14 protein-coding genes, 1 tRNA gene and 2 pseudogenes are annotated in these 18,203 nt (G+C 63.7%); 12 read left to right on the top strand and 5 right to left on the bottom strand.

What is annotated here, in order from left to right; translation table 11 throughout:
• Positions 1–13: 13 nt before the first annotated feature.
• Positions 14–1,279: a cell division protein PerM gene (locus BQ4436_RS07025; RefSeq protein WP_143000849.1), complete on the bottom strand. Its 1,266-nt coding sequence runs from the start codon at positions 1,277–1,279 to the stop codon at positions 14–16.
• Positions 1,280–1,511: 232 nt separating this feature from the next.
• Here BQ4436_RS07025 and BQ4436_RS07020 point away from each other — a divergent pair, with 232 nt between their 5' ends.
• Positions 1,512–2,228: a M23 family metallopeptidase gene (locus BQ4436_RS07020; RefSeq protein ID WP_070976113.1), complete on the top strand. Its 717-nt coding sequence runs from the start codon at positions 1,512–1,514 to the stop codon at positions 2,226–2,228.
• 308 nt (positions 2,229–2,536) lie between these two features.
• Positions 2,537–3,226 (top strand): M23 family metallopeptidase, encoded by a 690-nt coding sequence (locus BQ4436_RS07015; protein WP_070976111.1) that lies wholly within the window; start codon positions 2,537–2,539, stop codon positions 3,224–3,226.
• On the opposite strand, the gene pcrA is transcribed toward BQ4436_RS07015, so the two are convergent.
• Entirely contained in the window at positions 3,227–5,557 is a 2,331-nt protein-coding gene (gene pcrA, locus BQ4436_RS07010; protein ID WP_070976109.1) for a DNA helicase PcrA, read from the bottom strand.
• Positions 5,558–5,618: 61 nt separating this feature from the next.
• On the opposite strand from pcrA, the gene BQ4436_RS07005 reads away from it, so the two are divergent.
• The 3 genes from BQ4436_RS07005 to BQ4436_RS06995 all read left to right on the top strand — a co-directional run bounded on the left by BQ4436_RS07005 (position 5,619) and on the right by BQ4436_RS06995 (position 8,331).
• On the top strand, positions 5,619–5,912 hold the full coding sequence (locus BQ4436_RS07005) for a chorismate mutase (RefSeq protein WP_070362837.1): 294 nt from the start codon (positions 5,619–5,621) through the stop codon (positions 5,910–5,912).
• Between the two features lie 72 nt (positions 5,913–5,984).
• Complete coding sequence (pgi, locus tag BQ4436_RS07000; protein ID WP_070976107.1) at positions 5,985–7,625, top strand: glucose-6-phosphate isomerase; 1,641 nt, start codon at positions 5,985–5,987, stop codon at positions 7,623–7,625.
• 67 nt (positions 7,626–7,692) lie between these two features.
• Positions 7,693–8,331, top strand: a complete 639-nt coding sequence (locus tag BQ4436_RS06995) for a DedA family protein (RefSeq protein WP_143000848.1) — start codon at positions 7,693–7,695, stop codon at positions 8,329–8,331.
• Here BQ4436_RS06995 and BQ4436_RS06990 read toward each other — a convergent pair.
• Positions 8,276–9,103 (bottom strand): DNA-formamidopyrimidine glycosylase family protein, encoded by an 828-nt coding sequence (locus tag BQ4436_RS06990; RefSeq protein WP_070976444.1) that lies wholly within the window; start codon positions 9,101–9,103, stop codon positions 8,276–8,278. The genes BQ4436_RS06995 and BQ4436_RS06990 overlap by 56 nt on opposite strands.
• Positions 9,104–9,113: 10 nt before the next feature.
• Here BQ4436_RS06990 and BQ4436_RS06985 point away from each other — a divergent pair, with 10 nt between their 5' ends.
• The gene (locus tag BQ4436_RS06985; protein WP_070362839.1) at positions 9,114–9,341 is read left to right on the top strand and encodes a hypothetical protein; all 228 of its coding nucleotides are present in this window, start codon (positions 9,114–9,116) and stop codon (positions 9,339–9,341) included.
• Between the two features lie 75 nt (positions 9,342–9,416).
• Positions 9,417–10,847, top strand: coding sequence for an HNH endonuclease signature motif containing protein (locus tag BQ4436_RS06980; protein WP_070362840.1), 1,431 nt, complete (start codon positions 9,417–9,419; stop codon positions 10,845–10,847).
• Positions 10,848–10,861: 14 nt separating this feature from the next.
• On the opposite strand, the pseudogene BQ4436_RS12685 reads toward BQ4436_RS06980, so the two are convergent.
• Both BQ4436_RS12685 and BQ4436_RS12680 read right to left on the bottom strand, forming a co-directional pair.
• A pseudogene (locus tag BQ4436_RS12685) lies at positions 10,862–13,108 on the bottom strand (DEAD/DEAH box helicase); the annotation flags it as partial.
• An 82-nt stretch (positions 13,109–13,190) separates the two neighbouring features.
• Positions 13,191–15,617, bottom strand: a pseudogene (locus tag BQ4436_RS12680) (DEAD/DEAH box helicase); the annotation flags it as partial.
• A 77-nt stretch (positions 15,618–15,694) separates the two neighbouring features.
• Between BQ4436_RS12680 and BQ4436_RS06970 the strand changes: the two are divergent.
• The 5 genes from BQ4436_RS06970 to BQ4436_RS06950 all read left to right on the top strand — a co-directional run bounded on the left by BQ4436_RS06970 (position 15,695) and on the right by BQ4436_RS06950 (position 18,190).
• Positions 15,695–16,471: a 3'(2'),5'-bisphosphate nucleotidase CysQ gene (locus tag BQ4436_RS06970; RefSeq protein WP_070976106.1), complete on the top strand. Its 777-nt coding sequence runs from the start codon at positions 15,695–15,697 to the stop codon at positions 16,469–16,471.
• Entirely contained in the window at positions 16,468–17,268 is an 801-nt protein-coding gene (locus tag BQ4436_RS06965; RefSeq protein WP_070976104.1) for a thymidylate synthase, read from the top strand. The genes BQ4436_RS06970 and BQ4436_RS06965 overlap by 4 nt, the downstream gene beginning before the upstream one ends.
• The gene (locus tag BQ4436_RS06960) at positions 17,268–17,759 is read left to right on the top strand and encodes a dihydrofolate reductase (protein ID WP_070976102.1); all 492 of its coding nucleotides are present in this window, start codon (positions 17,268–17,270) and stop codon (positions 17,757–17,759) included. The genes BQ4436_RS06965 and BQ4436_RS06960 overlap by 1 nt, the downstream gene beginning before the upstream one ends.
• Positions 17,756–18,037: a mycoredoxin gene (locus tag BQ4436_RS06955; RefSeq protein WP_070362845.1), complete on the top strand. Its 282-nt coding sequence runs from the start codon at positions 17,756–17,758 to the stop codon at positions 18,035–18,037. Before BQ4436_RS06960 ends, BQ4436_RS06955 begins: the two co-directional genes overlap by 4 nt.
• Before the next feature lie 80 nt (positions 18,038–18,117).
• Positions 18,118–18,190: transfer RNA gene (locus BQ4436_RS06950), tRNA-Arg, on the top strand.
• The last annotated feature ends 13 nt before the right edge of the window (positions 18,191–18,203 follow it).

Here is an 18,203-nt window from a genome sequence, read left to right as displayed (position 1 = left end):
TTCATCAGTGTAGTCATTCTTCTTCCGCGTGTGAGCGGTTCAAGAAAGTTCGCACAAAGCGCACAAGCCACCCCAATCCGCCCACGCCGACGGTCCATATAAAGAGGAAAAGCACTGCGGAAGCTAGGTCAGCGCCAACGACGCCGTACGCCCCCGCGTGCCCACGCGCGAGTAGGAGGCAGACGGCGAACATCGCTGCACTCCACGAGCCAATGGCGGCGACTTCTACCATCGTTGACGTCCGCCGCACGAAGAACGCGCACAGGATGGTCACGGGCACGGCGAGGAGGACGGCTGCCCACGGCGCGACTGTCGCAGGGATTGCCGCGAAGAGTGGGAACGGGGGTAGGGGGACGGAGAGGACGTCGAAAAGCGACACTTCCCCACTGCCGACGTGGAAGGAACCGCCGAGAAGCACTGCGAGCGTGCCCACGACAGCATTCGGAAGGTACAAGATGCTCAGGAGGAGCAGCATGATGGCGCTCCCCCACCCGGAGTTGGGGTATGCCGCGTAGGCTTCGCCAATGCTCTGGTAGCGCGCGGCGAGTACGAGGAGCAGCACAAGTGCGCTCCCCGCGCATAGAAAGAGGAGAAGCAGGCTCGCAGCGCGGGCCGTATCGACGGCCACCACCGGCACACGGACCGTGGTGGCGAGGGCCTGCCAGAGCACATGCCGAATGCCAAAGAGGAAGCCGATGAGATGGATGCAAGGCGGTAGCACTAGCGCTTGCCATGCGGGTGGTGGCTCTATCGCGAAGACTGCGGAGGCGTCAGACACCATGAACAGCGCCATCGCGCTTGCGAGCAGCGGCAGCACAATCACCAGGCCAGCGATCACCGCGAGATCCAAGATGCTGACCTGCTTCGCGGTTGCGGCACGTACTCGCCACGCCATGAGGGCGGCGATCCCAATGGCTGGAAGCAGCGGCACCTGAGACAAGTACACGCCGTCGATCGTGAGGGATACTCCGTGAAGGGCAAACCATGTTTGCCCGATTGCGGCGGGCAGGTACGCAGTCTTCCATCCACCAATCAGGAGCGTCGCGGCGCAGACTGCAACGATGCCAAGGATGACATCGAGCGTCGGGATACCTATATAAGGGAGGTACGTCCGAATACGCGTCTTCCAGGTGCGCTCCTCCGGCGGAACGGTGTCGGCATCAGGCTTTCTTTTCGACGCCCACTTCGCACCGCGCCGTGCATTACTCAGGAAACCGCGACCGCTGCCCCGCGAGGAGCGGTCCACCGGTGATGATTGAGGTCTTGTTTTCTTCGACATTGCGCCTTATATTGCCATTGGTTGACCGTTTTCTGCCGTTCGACACTACCGCATTCCACTCACTGCCTGGCGTTTTAGGCGATGTAACGTAATACGCAAAGAAAACGATTAAGAAATACTCAGGTTATAGCTTGCCTTAGCGCATTCGATTCATTACAGTTACCTCTCGTAGATAACAGGAAGGTTACAAACGTTATAGTTCTGTAACCAACGGGAAGTCTAAAGAGGGTCCATGCTCCACTCAACGAAATCAGCTGGCAAGCACCGCAAGCAGTCCCCTAACAAGGGTCGCGTCGCAATGGTTGCCGTTGCCACTGGCGCCGTCTCCACCGCCGGACTCTCTGGCGCTGCCGCAGCTGCGCTTCAGGGCGATGGCACCCAGCAAGCTGACAGCTACACCTTCGCCGCAGACACCGACCAGCTCACGGCACTGACCGATGAGGCTGCGCCACAGATCCTCGCTATCGCGGAATACAAGCCGGTTGAAAACCTTGCGGATCAGCTCGTGAAGGCAGTCGCACATTCCGAGGAGGTCGCACGCGCCGATGAAGCCGCTCGCGCACCGCTGGTTGTGAAGCCAGCTGAGGGTGTGTTCACCTCCGGTTTCGGCCCACGCTGGGGCTCTTTCCACTCTGGCGTCGACATCGCCAACGTGAATGGCACCCCAATCCTGGCCGTCATGGACGGCACCGTCATCGACTCCGGCCCGGCACAGGGCTACGGTAATTGGATCCGCATCCGACACGAGGATGGCTCTGTCTCCGTATACGGCCACATGGATTCCCTCTACGCAACCGTTGGCCAGGTTGTGCACGCCGGAGAACTCATCGCAGGTATGGGTAGCCAGGGCTTCTCGACAGGTTCCCACCTACACTTCGAGATTCATCCCGACGGCAACACCCCTGTTGACCCGGCGACGTGGCTCGCAGAGCGAGGTATTCAGCTCTAACCCCAAGGCTTCAAACCGTCGTGACTCGTACATGAGTTGCGACGGTTTTTCTTTTTCGACACACCAGCCGGGGGGTATCGTCACCTACCCCCGCCATAAACCACATTGGCACCATTGTTCCCATCTGTCACATTCGTCACGGGCGCCCAGCCAGCGAGTTTGCGGTTATTCTAGAAGCATTCGAACATACTTTTCCCTCCCTACCTGCAGTTACGCATTGCTAAGCCCACGGGAGGTGACTAAGTTTTTTCGCTGTATGTGGCTGCAGCGTGGCCACCCGGATTTTTTAGAAAAGGTTGCTTCTCCGTATGAATCGCACAGTACTTTCGGCACTTGCCGTCGCGACTGCGTCCATGCTCACTCTCACCGCTTCCCCTGCGAACGCTGTAGGTCTCACGCTGAACGGCGCTCCGATTGACCACAATCAGGCCGTGAAGGCCGTTGCGCAAGCAGCAGACACGATTCTGGATAGCGGTGCAACCCTGCGCGTCGGAGACTACTCACTCGTGTACGACCCGCGCGTCATTCAGGAAAACCTCGGTCTCTCCTTCCAGCAGGAAGGTGCGAACGGTGGCGTCCGCTACCAGCGTGGCCGCACCGCCGATGGCCGCACGGTCGTCACCCCGGCAACGGGGACGTTTACGTCCGGGTTCGGCCCACGCTGGGGCACAGTCCACCAGGGAATCGACATCGCGAACAACCTCGGCTCCCCGATCTACGCCGTGATGGATGGCACCGTCATCAACGCCGGTCCGGCCCAGGGCTTCGGCAACTGGGTCGTAATCAAGCACGACGGCGGCGAGGTCTCCGTTTACGGCCACATGGCGGTCTACAACGTCAGCGTCGGCCAACGCGTGACGGCCGGCCAGCAGATCGCGCAGATCGGCAACGAAGGCTTCTCCACCGGGCCGCACCTCCACTTCGAGATCCACCCAGATGGCGTGACACCAGTAGACCCTGTGCCGTGGTTCGCGCAGGCAGGTATCCGCATCCAGTAGTTAGAGCTTTTCCATCGGGACTCCGCCGATCAGCATCAGGCGGACTGTCCCGGAGGAACCAAAGTCTATCGTCACGGTTTCTCGCACTCCCGCGCCATCGACGGCCAGTACGGTACCCAGCCCGTACTTTGCATGGTTAACCCGGTCCCCGACCGCCAGCTGCAGGTCCTTGTTCACCTTGGTCCTGCTGCTACCGCCGCGCGACTGCGACCGCCCAAACCCGTTGCCACGGCTCCGACCACCAGTGGACCACGGTGAATGCGAAGAGCCCGAAGAATACGTGGGCTCCTCACGCTTCCAATCGATGAGTTCCTGCGGAATCTCCCCAAGGAATCGGCTCGCCGGGTTTGTCACCGGGCTCCCCCATGAGGACCGCAACATCGCGCGCGTCAGGTAAAGGCGCTTACGCGCACGGGTGATGCCGACATACGCCAGGCGACGCTCTTCGGCGAGCTCCGCCGGATCCCCCAAGGCGCGCAGGTGCGGGAACTGCCCGTCTTCCCACCCAGTCACAAACACGACGGGGAACTCAAGACCCTTTGCGGTGTGCAGCGTCATCAACGTGACTACGCCCTGATCGTTCTCAGGAAGCTGATCGGCGTCAGCGACGAGCGCCACCTTCTCCAGGAAGGCTTGTAGGGTTCCTGGCAGCGGTTCACCCTCGTCGAAGATCTCCGAAATTTCCTCGTCGCTCAGGTATGCCAGCTGCAGTGCAGACTCCGAGGAATACTCGCGCGCGACGGACACCAACTCATTCAGGTTGTCCAAGCGCGTCGCGTCCTGTGGGTCGTTCGACTGCTCCAACTGCGCTTTGTACCCGGTGACGTCCAGAATCGTGGAGACCAGCTCCCCGAGGTCACTGTTGCCAGCCTCTTCCTGCTGGTCCGCTGCCATTTCCTCGCGCAATTCATCCATCATGGTGACAAAACCATTGATGGCGTTCTTCGCGCGCGTACCCAGTGCGTCAATGCCGCCATCTGCCGCAACCCGCAGCGCTTGGCCGAAGCTCACCGAGTAGGTCTGCGCGTACAGCGCCACCGTGGACTGCGCCTTATCCCCGATGGCACGCTTTGGCTCGTTAATAATCCTGCGTAGGCTGACCGTGTCGTCCGGGTTTTCTAGCGCCTTGAGGTAGGCCACGATATCGCGAACCTCTTTGCGCTCATAGAAGCGCGTGCCGCCTACCACCTTGTACGGGATCCCGGTGCGAATGAAGATGTCTTCCAACGCACGCGATGCATTGTTGGTGCGGTACATGATCGCGATGTCGGAGTAGGGCACTCCACTGTCTGTGAGCCGGTCGATCTCGCCAGCGATAAACCGGGCCTCGTCGTGCTCGTTGTCCGCGACGTAGCCGACGATCTGGTCGCCGGTGCCGTGGTCCGTCCACAGCTTCTTCGGGCGCCGCCCGGTGTTCTGGGAAATCACCGCGTTGGCGGCGTCCAAGATGGTTTGCGTCGAGCGGTAGTTCTGCTCCAGCACGATGGTGGTTGCGTCGGGGTAGTCGCGCTCAAACTCCTCGATGTTGCGGATCGTCGCGCCACGGAACGCGTAAATCGACTGGTCGGAGTCGCCAACTACGGCAAGCTCAGAAGCCTCAGGCCCCTTGCCCACCAGGGTGTGGATGAGTTCGTACTGCGCATGGTTCGTGTCCTGGTACTCGTCCACGAGTACGTGGCGGAAGCGGCGTCGATAATAATCCGCAACCTGCGGGTGCTCCTTAAAAATCCGCACGACCTCCCCGATGAGGTCGTCGAAATCGACGGCGTTCGCGGCGCGCAGGCGGCGCTGGTATTCAGCAAACACCTTGGCCACAGTGGAATCGAATGGGTTGTGAGTGCGCTGTGCGTCATCGGCCGCCTGCTGCTCATCGATGAGCTCGTTCTTGAGGTTCGAGATCGCGTTCGCGAGCACCCGGGGTGAAAACTTCTTCAGGTCGAGATTGTTCTCTTTAGCAATCATCGAGAGCAGCCGGCGGGAATCGTCGGCGTCATAGATACTGAAGTTCGTGTTCAGCCCAGGAACGAGCTGGGCCTGCTGGCGGAGGATCCGCACACAAATCGAGTGAAAGGTTGCCACCCACATCCGCTCGGTCTGCGGCCCGATAAGCGCAGCGACGCGCTCTTTCATCTCCGCGGCAGCCTTGTTTGTAAATGTAATCGCCAGGACCTGCCAGGGCGCGACGCCTCGCTCCTGCAGTAGGAATGCGATGCGCCTGGTCAGCACTGCGGTTTTGCCGGACCCAGCGCCCGCGACAATCAGAAGAGGCGAGCCGCTGTGGCGCACGGCGGCTTCCTGATGGGGGTTGAGTCCTAGCGTCAGATCATTCATGTCACACACCCTAACTCACACCCCGGACACAACCGCTGGAGCAGTGGCATAATGAGCAACCATGAGTGACTTCGAAATCCGCATGCCGTCCGGGACGGACGATCCGCTCTCCGATGCGGAGATCCAGCAGTACCGCAAAGAGATTGACCGCCTCGACCGTGTGATTTTGGACGCGATTAAGCGTCGCACCAAGGTGTCGAAGGCGATCGGCAAGACGCGGATGGGGTCAGGCGGCACAAAGCTTGTGCACACCCGCGAGGTCGCGATCATTAACCAATTCCGCGATGAGCTTGGGGAGGAAGGCCCGGCGCTGGCAAATATCTTGCTGCGCCTGGGACGCGGAAAGCTGGGCTAGCCCCAGCAACGCACTCCCCAACTTTCGTAGTACCATATCAAGGCAGACAACCATCCGTTTCAAGGAGGAACTATGTCCGATATCACCGCCACGCCAGCCTGGTCTCACTTGGAAAAGCTCCACGCCTCCAAGGCTGATACGACCCTGCGCGAGCTCTTCGACCGCGACGCAGACCGCGCGAAGAAGCTCACCTTCGACGCAGCAGGGCTGCACGTTGACCTTTCCAAGCAGCTTATCGACGCCGACGTCGTCGACGCGCTCGTCTCCCTCGCAGATACCGCACAGCTTCGCACCAAAATCGACGCGATGTTCGCGGGCGAGCACATCAACGACACCGAGGACCGCGCGGTGCTGCACACGGCACTGCGCCTTCCGGTAGAGGCCAACCTTGAGGTCGACGGCCAAGACGTAGCAGCGGACGTGCATGAGGTGCTGGGCCGGATGCGTGACTTCGCATCGGCGCTTCGCTCCGGCGAATGGCTGGGCCACACCGGACACACCATTAAGAAGATCGTCAACATTGGTATTGGTGGTTCGGACCTGGGCCCTGCGATGGCAACCAAGGCGCTGCGCGCCTACGCAACCGCGGGCATTACCGCAGAGTTCGTCTCCAACGTCGACCCAGCGGACATCGCCGCAGTCCTCGACCGTTGCAACCCGGAAGAGACGCTGTTCGTCATCGCATCGAAGACGTTCACCACCCAGGAGACCCTGACCAACGCACACGTGGCGAAGCGCTGGCTCATCGAGCAGTTCGACGGCGACGCCTCCGCTGTGGCGAAGCACTTCGTCGCAGTGTCTACGAACGCGGAAAAGGTCGCCGAGTTCGGCATCGATACCGCGAACATGTTCCCGTTCTGGAACTGGGTCGGCGGCCGCTACTCCATGGACTCCGCGATTGGCCTGAGCCTGATGGCCGTCATCGGACCGATGGACTTCATGCGCATGCTCGAGGGCTTCCACGCCATGGATGAGCACTTCCGCACCACCGAGTTCTCCCAGAACGTGCCGGTGCTGATGGGCCTGCTCAACGTCTGGTACCGCAACTTCTACAACGCCGAGACGCACGCCGTCCTGCCCTACTCCGAGGACCTTTCCCGCTTCCCTGCCTACCTGCAGCAGCTGACCATGGAGTCCAACGGCAAGTCCGTGCGCCACGACGGCACCGCAGTGACCTACAACACCGGCGAGATTTTCTGGGGCGAGCCAGGCACGAACGGCCAGCACGCGTTCTTCCAGCTGCTGCACCAGGGCACCTCGCTCGTGCCGGCGGACTTCATCGGCTTCGCCACCCCGAAGGAAGACTTCCCGACCATGACCGGCGAAGGCTCCATGCATGACCTGCTGATGGGCAACTTCTTCGCGCAGACGAAGGTGCTCGCGTTCGGCAAGGACCAGGCCGCCATCGAGGCCGAGGGGGTCGACGCCACGCTGGCCCCGCACAAGGTCATGCCAGGCAACCGTCCGACCACAACTATCCTGGCCGAGGAGCTGACCCCGTTCACGCTCGGCGCGCTCATCGCGCTCTACGAGCACATCGTGTTCACCGAAGGTGTGATTTGGGACATCAACTCGTTTGACCAGTGGGGCGTCGAGCTCGGCAAGCAGCAGGCAAACGACCTGGCCAAGGCAGTCGCGGGCGAAGAAACTCCAGCAACCGGCGATGCTTCCACCGACGCACTGATTGGCTGGTACCGCGAAAACCGTCGCTAGCGCTTGGTGCATCACTCCTTAGTAGGGCAAGATAGGCAGTTGTTTTACCTACAACTAAGGAGTGAACGTGCAAGCCATCATCGACTGGATCGTCAACCTGATGGAGCTTCTCGGCGCCCCCGGCGTCGGGATAGCGATTTTCTTGGAGAACGTCTTCCCACCGATCCCCTCCGAGGTAGTGCTGCCGCTGGCCGGCTTCACGGTCGCGCAGGGCTCGCTGAGCTACCTGGCGGTGTTCATCTGGTCGGTGATGGGGTCCGTCGCGGGCGCGTTTTTCCTTTACGGCCTCGGTGCCTGGCTGGGCGCCGAACGCCTGCGCGCGATCGCTGACTGGATGTGGTTGGTGAAGGCGTCGGACGTCGATAAGTCCCTCGAGTGGTTTGATAAGCACGGCCGATCCTCAGTCTTCTTCGGCCGCCTGATTCCGGGGGTGCGCTCCCTCATCTCGATTCCTGCAGGCCTGGACCGCATGAACCTCGCGATGTTCGCCCTGTGGACCGGGCTCGGCTCCGCAATCTGGAACGCAATCCTGATCACGCTCGGCATGTACCTCGGCGAAAGCTGGGAGACGGTCTCCCATTACGTGGATACGTACTCGACCGTGGTCTACGTCCTGCTGATCCTGATCATGCTCGGCTTCCTGGCGTACTTCATTCGCCGCTCCATGAAGGAGAAGGCGGCTGGCACTGAGGGCACCACCAAATAACTCGTTCTAAGTCGCCCGCTCCCCCGAGGAATCCTTTCTCGATGAGCGTGCCACACCGCCGACACGGCTTGTTGTTCCTTCCAAATACGTAGCTGGTCTCCCCGGCGCGTTTGATCCCCGTGGTCACTCGCACCGGGGAGTCTTTGTTTGCCCACATGAGGCGCCGCGCGATCGCCACATGCTTTTCGACGTCCACCTCCCCCACCTTGCGTGCCGGATGCGTACCAGCGATGAAGTGAATTTCTGCGCGGTACTCATTGCCGATGCCCGCGACGAAACGCTGGTTGAGCAGCGCGCGCCCCATTTCGAGGTGCGGGTGCTCACTGATCCTGTGCACGACCTCTTCCTGGTCGAAGTCGCGTGCCAGCATGTCCGGGCCCAGGTAGCCCATCCGCTGCGGGTACTCGCGCGCGGGGAACACATCGACGAGGCCCAGCGAGTGTCCGACGAGCTCGATATCAGGCTTCGGCGCGTCCGCGAGGCGCAGCACCACCCGGGCGGTGTGGCCGGGCTTGCGCCAGCGGGTGCCCGCACGATGGATCGCCCATGTGCCTTCCATCTTGAGGTGCGTGTGTAGCACTTGTGATTCGTGGCCTTCGCGGGAAAACTCCATGAAGAGGTGCTTGCCGTAGGGCCAGACGCACTCGCAGGTCATGCCGGTGAAATCGACGGTGGCGAAGCGCGGCACGCGAACACTCGTGGCAGTGACTTCACGGTGTTGCATCCACTGCAGGCGCTTCGACAGCTGATAGACGGAATCCCCTTCAGGCATAGTGGTATCCATGTTCCGCTTCTTACAAAACCTTTTCAACTACGGCCCCACGCCGGAGGAGTCGCTCGTCGGGTTCTTCCCCGACATGGATGCCGCCACCGAGTGGGCGCGGGGTGTGCTGGCAGAGACCGGCACCGACCCCGAAGCCGAGTTTGTTCGCGCCGTGAAAGACGTGCGCGTGGCGAACCCGCGCATCGGCCTGGCCGCGGCAGCACACCTGGTCAAGCAACTGCTTTAGAATCTTTGTTCGAATCTCATTTTTTCAAGTCCGACACGTCTGTATAGTCGCCCTTAGCTACTTGAAGGAGGGGACATGAACGACGTGACCAAGCTCGTTGACCAGGTCATTAACGGCCTGACGCAGCTACGCATGCTTTTCGACGACCCCTCCTCCCTCCGCCTTTCCGCCATCGCCGAAGACATCGCACGCCTCGAACACGCGATGGACAAGAAGGCCTACATCGATGCCGCCTTCGCGCAGGTCTGCGCTATCGCCGACGCCGGCAAACTCGTCGGCGCCAACTACCCGGATACCTACCTCATGGAGAAGTTGGGCATCTCCAAGGGTGAGGCATATAACCGGCTCGCGCGCGCCAAGGCGATGTTCGCTCCGGTGACGGAGCCGGACCGTGGCGGCCTGCTCGATGTGGAGGAGGCGGAGCGGCGTCGTAAAGACCAGGTCCAAGCTCGCCGCCACGCCGACGCGGTTCCCGCGGCCAAGCAGGACATCATCCGGCGCGAGACCGACAGGCTGCTCAAGGCCGCCGAGGGCGAGCACATGAGCATTTACGCCCACGCCATGGAGGAAGCGAAGACCCGAGACGAGCAGGACCTGCGCCTCACGGTCAAGCGCCTCGTGGATAAGGCGAACCGGCCACACGCGAAGAAGAACCCCAACGCGGGCTTTGAGAAGCGCGAGGCCACCCTGGGCAAGGAGAACTCCGACGGCACCTACCACGTGCGCCTGGACATGACAGCAGGCGACTACGCCCTCTACAAAGCGCTGACCGACAAGGGGCTTGCGCCAAACTCCAATATCCCGCCCGATCGCCAGCAGGACCGCGATCCTCGCACCCGTGGCCAGCGCCGCTACGACCAGTTCATGGCCATCATGCGCCAATACGAGCACGGCGAGCAGGCCACTCACGGTGGCGCCGCCTCCGTGGTGGTCTCAGTGACTCTCGACGACCTCGCCGACGCCGACGCCACCACACTGTTCCAAACCAACGTCGGCGTGGAGCTGGACGCCTTCGAACTCGTGCGCCTCGGCATGGATGGCACGTCTGACTTCCTGCTCACCGTCGACGGAATCACCGGCGTGCCGCTGCACCTAGGCAGGTCCAAGCGGCTCGCCTCTGTTGGGCAACGCATCGCCATGTTTGCTATCCAGGGCGTGTGCTCCTGGGCCGGCTGCACCACCGCAATGAGCGAGTGCGAAGCCCACCACATCATTTCCTGGCTGCGCCACGGCGGCACCGACATCACCAACCTCACCGGCCTGTGCCCCACCCACCACCGGTGCAACAACGACCACCGGGACGGCTCCTTCAACAAGGGCTACATGGACTACGACTCCACCACCGGCACCGCGTTGTTGGTCAAGGCCGACGGCACCCGCCACACCAACACCTCGGACCCCGCCATGCACTCGGCGGTGAATCGGATCCGGAACAAACGGGCGATGCGGGCAGGGCCACCGGGGACTACTCACCGGCCGGTGCCTCGCGTGATACTGCGACCCTAAACCCAGCCGAAACACTAATCGTCGAAGGAGAGCCCGTCCAGATCCCCTAGGGCCTCCGTCATGCTGCGCCCGCGCCGCTTCGGAGGCGCGGCCTGCTTGCCTCCGATTCTTACGCCCTTGTGCGTCACCGCCACGCCAAGATCGCGGAGCCGGAACGCGGGCTCGCCGTTGACGGTTTCGACGTTGAGCGGGCGCATCCTCCCGGCGGCGACGGCATCCGATAGTGCGTCGATGACAAGTGGTAGCGGATCTTCGATGCCTTCCGGGAAGGTCTCGAAGAAGGTGGTGAGCTTCTTGCCGCCACGGGTGATGTGGGCCGCCAACAGCCCGTCCACGAGCACCACCATCGCGCCTGCCGATCTGGTCGGGCCGGTCACGGGCCACGGCAGCGCGGCCCCGTAGGGGTTGGCCGGGTCGGTGGCGGCGAGCACGTACACCTTTGGCTCACGCGCACCCGATGGCCAACCGGCGACGTCGTCGCTGTCCTGCTGGCCACGCAGCCGATCAATCGTCGCAGGGGTGGAGAACTGCGCTGCGCCAAGCCCCTCGATGAGGTAGCCGCGCAGCGCCTTGCCGGAGTCCTCGAACCCGGAGAGCACCTTGTACGCCAACGCGAAGCCGCCGATGACATTCTCTGCGACGACGGCGCCCTTGGTCACCACCCCGTAGCGGTCCAGCCATGCCTCCCCAAGCGCGAGCGAGCGCCGGGTCGGGTCGGTGTCGGGCTGCGGGGTTGCCGCCCACCTCCCCACCATGTCGGGCGGGGCGGTTTGCGTAAACGAGGTCCTCCCGGAACGGATGCGGGAGCGGGACGGTCTACGCTTCGCGCGGTGCGCGGCCTTACCGCCGGCGAGGCGTGCGCGCAGCGGCGCGAAGGAATCCGGTGAAACGTGGCCGGCCTCGACGAGGTCCCACATGGATTCGCGTAGCTCTTCGGCAGTCGTCGCTGGCGTGAGCAGGTCGCTGAACAGGTAGCCTCCACCTGCTGCGAGCGTGTCCATGATGTGCTGCTGCGTGAGCGAGAGCAACGGCGGGTCGACTTGCGGCAAGAGCTGCGCGGCGTAGTCACTCGGCAGCAGCATGATCCACAGATCGTTCGCCCCCGCCGACCCGGCGCCCACAATGATAACCTCGCCGGAGGCAGTCAGCTCATCCAACATGATCGGCGAGTAGTCCCCCACCCGCGACGGCAAGATGTGGGACTCCCACGCAGAGGCCGGCAGCCGCACGCCCGCGAGCTGCTCGATGACGGAGTACACCCCGTCGGCGCCGCATAAGGGAGGCACCGTTCCCGCCACGGCGACGTTACTCCACGCCGGCAGGAAACGCCCGTACGCCGATGCCGATACCGGCCGGGCCTGCGCCCGCGCGACCGCCAAGGAGCGGGAGCGGATCACGCGCAGGACCTCGTGCGCGACGTACTCCTGGTCGTCAACGCCTTGGCGGAAGCGCCCCTCGATGACGGAGTTGGCGTCGACAAGCGGTTGGAGCACCGCGTAGGCAGCGCCGAGCGCGAGCCCGAAGGCATCGGCAAGCGCGCGCAGCGTGAAAGGGCCGCGGGTGCGCACCCAGCGGCGCACGAGCTGGGCGAGCGCATCGGGGATGGTGGCCACCTGTGCTGCCACCCCAGGCGGAACCGGCACGCCAAGGCCGTCGCGCAGCAGCGGTGCGTCGAGCGCCTGCGCAACGTGTTCCCTGCCGCCGATGCGCACCCGCATCACGCGTGGCCCGAGCGACGCCTCCACCCCCGCGAGCGGCACCGAGGTGTACACCGCGAGCTCGTCCACAGGCACCGGGCCGGTCAGGCGCAGGGTGTCGGCGAACTGCTCCGGTGTCTCGGCGCGGCCGACCCGGCGCAGCGACGCGTCCACCTCGGCGATCACCTCCGGGTCCAGCAGCTCGCGCAGCTCCACGGTGCCCAACAGTTTGGCTAGCAGTGACGGGTCCAGCGCGAGCGCCGCCGCCCGCTTCTCCGCGAGCGGGGTGTCGCCTTCGTACATGAACGCGCCGGTGTAGTTGAACAGCAGCGATGAGGCGAACGGGCTCGGCTGCTGCGTGGTCACCTCCGCGATGCGCACCCGGCGCGTCTGCAGGTCACGGATCACTTCTTGCAGCGCTGGCAGGTCGTAGACGTCCTGGAGACACTCGCGCACCGTTTCCAGGATGATCGGAAACGACGGGTAATTCCGGGCCACATCCAACAACTGCTCGGCGCGCTGGCGCTGCTGCCACAGGGGCGCGCGCTTGCCGGGGTTGCGGCGGCGACTCAAACGTGACCTGGCTGCAGGAGCACGCAGTGCGCATCGGGAACGGGCTGTCTCTTATGCGCATCTCGGCGCGCTGGCGCTGCTGCCACAGGGGCGCGCGCTTGCCGGGGTTGCGGCGCGGCAGCAAGAGGGCGCGGGCGGCGCACTCGCGGAACCGGGAAGCGAACAGGGCGGAGTTTCCCACCTGCTCGGTGACGATGTCGGTGATCTCGTCGGCGTCGAATTGGAACAGGGCCCCGGAGGGTTCGTGGTCGCCTTGGGGCAGGCGCAGAACGATGCCGTCGTCGCCGGCCACGGCCTGGGCGTCCATCCCGGTCTCCTGCGCGATCCGCCACCCGGCGGCCAGCGCCCACGCGGCGTTCACACCCTTGCCGAACGGCGTGTGCAGCACCACGCGCCAGTCCCCGAGCTCGTCGGTGAAGCGCTCGAGCACCAGCGTCGTCTCGTCCGGCAGCACGCCGGTGGCCTCCTCTTGCTCCTCAAGGTAGGCCCGCAGATTGTCGCGCGCGTACGCATCGAGCGAATTATCGACGCCCGCTCCGCCGCGCACCTCCCTCCTGAACGCGCCGAGCGCCTTGCCGAGTTCGTACGGGCGCCTGACGCCCTCCCCCGACCAAAACGGCAGCCTGCCGGTATGCCCCGGCGCGGGAGAGACCTGTACTTGGTCGCGCGTGATGTTTTCGATGCGCCAGCTCGTCGCCCCGAGCGTGAACACGTCGCCGACGCGGGACTCGTAGACCATTTCCTCGTCGAGCTCGCCGACGCGGCGCGGCGCCCCTCCCTCCGCCTCGGAGCCGACGAGGAACACGCCGAACATGCCTCGGTCCGGGATGGTGCCTGCGTTGGTGACCGCGACGCGCTGCGCGCCCTGCAACGCCTTGAGCACGGTGCCGTCGAGCCAGGCGCGCGGCTTGAGCTCCGCGAAGTCCGTTGATGGGTACACCCCGGTGACCAGGTCGATGACGGCGTTGAATACATCCCGGTCGAGGTTGCGGTAGGGCCAGGCGCGGGTGACGGTCTCGTACCAGTCATCAAGCTCGAGGTCCTCGACTGCCACCGCGGCCACCGTCTGCTGGGCGAGCACGTCCAGCGGGGAGCATGGCGTGCGCAGCTCCTCGATGAGCCCGTCGCGCATCCGCGGCACGGTCACGGCCGTTTGCACCAGGTCGGAGCGGTGCTTCGGATAGAACGAGCCGTGCGAGATCGCGCCTACCGTGTGCCCGGCGCGCCCGACGCGCTGCAGCCCGGAGGCGACCGACGGCGGCGACTCCACCTGGATCACCAGCTCCACCGCACCCATATCGATGCCGAGTTCCAGCGAGGACGTCGACACGACCACTTTGAGCGTGCCCTCTTTCAGCATCGTTTCCGTCGTGGCCCGCTCGTCCTTGGACACGCTGCCATGGTGCGCCCGTGCAATCACAGGCGCCGCCTCCCCCGCGAGGTCGACCCCTTTGCCCAGCTGTGCAGGGGGGCGTCGAGTAGCAGGGCTGAGGGCCTCGGGGTCGTGCTCCTTGGCCCACAGCTCGTTGAGCTGGCTGGTGAGCCGCTCCGCTGTGCGCCGCGAGTTCACGAACACGATCGTCGAGCGGTGCGCCATGACCTCCCGGTACACCGATTCCGCGATGTGCGGCCAAATCGACTTCGGCGCCGGTGGCATCAGCGCCGCTGTCTCCCCGCCGAGGTCCAGGGCGTCGTCGACGGTGGCATCCCCAATTGTCGACGCCTCCTCCGGCACCAGCAGGTCACTCATGTCAGCCACCGGCACCCGCACCGCGAGGTCCCAGCGCTTCTCCCCCGGTGGCTGGATGATCGTCGTTCGTGGCCCGAGGAAGTCCGCCACGGCCTCCAGCGGGCGCACCGTCGCAGACAACCCGATGCGTTGAAAGTCCCCAGCGATGCGCCCGAGCCGCTCCAGCGACAGCGCCAGGTGCACGCCCCGCTTCGTGCCCGCGAGCGCGTGAATCTCGTCCACGATCACGGTGTCTACGGTCCGCAGGATGCCCGAGGCCTTCGAGGTCAGCATCAAATACAGCGACTCAGGCGTGGTGATCAGGATGTCCGGCGGCTTGCGCACCTGGCGAGACCGCTCCGCTTGCGAGGTATCACCCGAGCGCACCGCCACCGAAACATCCGGTATGTCCAGCCCCATGCGCTGCGCCACGCGCCCAATCCCGCCGAGCGGGGCCCGCAAATTATTTTCGACGTCCACACCAAGGGCCTTCAGCGGCGAGATATATAAGGTGCGCACCCCGCCGTGGCTGCTGGCGTTCGCCCCATCGATTGGCAGGGCCTGTTGCCCGTCGCGCTCCACGAGCGAATTCAACGACCACAAAAAGGCCGCTAACGTCTTACCAGAACCGGTAGGCGCTACCACCAGGGCGTTGCCGCCGTCGGAAATCGTGGCCCACGCCTGCTCCTGCACTGGCGTTGGCGCCTCGAATACTTCTTCAAACCAGGTCGCCACCTGCGGTTTGAAGCGTTCGAGGATTCCTTTGGCCATGCCCGCCAGAATACAGATAGTGCAGGCAGGCGAAAAGAAATGGTTCCTTTGGCTGGTTTCGCGCTAAAGTCGAAGCCATGACTGCTCAGTATTCAGACTCTCGGCTGACAAACTTAATCGCGCAAGGCACCGGCGAGATCCTCAAGGGTATTCGCGGTGTTGGCCTTCTCCGCGGACGTGAACTTGGAGAAGCCGGCGACGACCTGGCACAGAACTGGATCGCGCGCGTGCTTGAGCAGCACCGCCCGGGCGATGCATTTCTGTCCGAAGAGGCAGCCGACGACCACTCCCGTCTCAGCAACAACCGCGTCTGGATTGTTGACCCGCTCGACGGCACGAAGGAGTTCGCAACCGGCCGCCAGGACTGGGCCGTGCACATCGCGCTCGTCGAAGACGGCGTCCCGACCCACGCGGCGGTAGGTCTGCCGGACCTTGGCGTCGTATTCAAATCTTCCGACGTACGCCACGTCTCGGGGCCGTTCGCGAAGAAGATCGCAATGTCGCGCAACCGCCCGCCGGCGATCGCCCCGTTCGTTGCTGATGCCCTCGGCTTCGAGACCAACCCCGTCGGTTCCGCTGGCGCGAAGGCAATGCATGTCCTGCTCGGCGATTTTGACGCCTACGTACACGCCGGTGGCCAGTACGAGTGGGACCAGGCAGCACCAGTTGGTGTGTCCATGGCTGCGGGCCTGCACTGCTCGCGCCTCGACGGCTCGCCGCTGAAGTACAACAACAAGGACACCTACATCCCGGATCTGCTCATCTGCCGTCCGGAGCTTGCCGACGACATCCTGGAAGCCTGCGCGAAGTACTACGACGAGCACGGCTCCTTCGAAGGGGTCGTCGCGAAGTGAGCCTGGTGACTCCGTACGAAGACCTCCTGCGCGACGTCCTGGAAAACGGCACCGATAAGGGCGACCGCACCGGCACCGGCACGCGAAGCGTCTTCGGCCGCCAGCTGCGCTACGACCTTTCCGAGTCCTTCCCCCTGCTGACCACCAAGAAGGTGTACTTCAAGGGCGTCGTGGGCGAGCTGCTGTGGTTCCTCCGCGGCGACTCCAACGTGACCTGGCTGCAGGAACACGGCGTGCGCATCTGGAACGAGTGGGCCGACGAAAATGGCGAGCTCGGCCCGGTCTACGGTGTGCAGTGGCGTTCCTGGCCTACCCCCGATGGGCAGCACGTGGACCAGATTTCGCGCGCGCTCGAGCTGTTGAGGGAGGACCCAGATTCGCGCCGCAACCTGGTGTCCGCGTGGAACGTCTCCGAGCTCGAGCACATGGCGCTGCTGCCGTGTCACCTGCTGTTCCAGCTGTATGTAGCTGACGGCAAGCTGAGCCTGCAGGTGTACCAGCGCTCCGCCGACATGTTCCTGGGCGTGCCGTTTAACATCGCCTCCTACGCGCTGCTCGCGCACATGTTTGCACAGCAGGCAGGTCTCGAGGTCGGCGAACTCATCTGGACCGGCGGCGACTGCCACATTTACAACAATCACTTCGACCAGGTGCGCGAGCAGCTCTCCCGCGAGCCTCGCCCCTACCCGCAGCTCAAGCTGCGGAAGGCAGAGTCGCTGTTTGACTACGACTTCTCCGACATCGAAGTCGTCGGCTACGACCCGCACCCGACGATCAAAGCGCAGGTGTCCGTCTAATGCTGGGCGCGATCTGGGCCGAAAGCATCGACGGCATCATCGGCGACGGCGTGGGCATGCCCTGGCACCTGCCTGAGGACCTGCGCCACTTCAAGGAGATCACGCTGGGCCACCCGATCATCATGGGGCGCAAGACTTGGGACCACCTCCCCATCAAGCCGCTGCCGGGCAGGACAAACCATGTGTTGTCCTCGCGCGAGCCCGGCGAGTGGTCCGACGGCGCCTTCGTGTCCCGCGACATCCCAGATTTGAAGACGTCCGCCTGGATCATCGGCGGTGGCCAGATTTACGAAGCAACCATCGACGAAGTAGACGTCATTGAACGCACGATCGTCGATGTCCACGTCGCAGACAAGCTCGGAGCGTCCGCCGTCCGCGCGCCCCGCGTCACCGATGACTTCGCTATCGTTTCTGATGGACCGTGGCAAACCTCCGCCAATGGCACCCGTTTCAAGCACCAACGCCTCGAAAGGTTAGGCCCAAAATCATGACCACTCCCGAAACCTCTTCCCACGTCACCATCTTCGCAACCGATTGGTGCCCGTTCTGCAAGAAGCTTCGCGAGCGCCTCGACCGTACCGAAACCCCTTACGACGTCGTTGACGTCGAAGCCGAAGGCGCCGAGGACGCCGCCGCGTGGGTCGAGTCCGTCAACGACGGCAACCGCGTCGTCCCCACCGTCCTCTATTCTGACGGCACGCACGCGACCAACCCTGCCGCGTCCGCTGTTCGCGCGAAGCTGCGCGAACTGACCGGCGAAGAGGCCTAGCACCCGGGCAAATAGCAATGCCGTCGCGGGCGCCCGCGACTTTGGCATCACTTCTGTCCTGCGGTACTGTTAGTCGAGTTGCCCCAGTAGCTCAGGGGATAGAGCACGGCTCTCCTAAAGCCGGTGTCGGAGGTTCGAATCCTCTCTGGGGCGCAAAACACCCCCG

The organism is Corynebacterium sp. MC3 (genome assembly GCF_900099485.1).
Taxonomy (GTDB): Bacteria; Actinomycetota; Actinomycetes; order Mycobacteriales; family Mycobacteriaceae; genus Corynebacterium; species Corynebacterium pseudogenitalium.
This window is presented reverse-complemented; position numbering and strand designations above follow the sequence as displayed.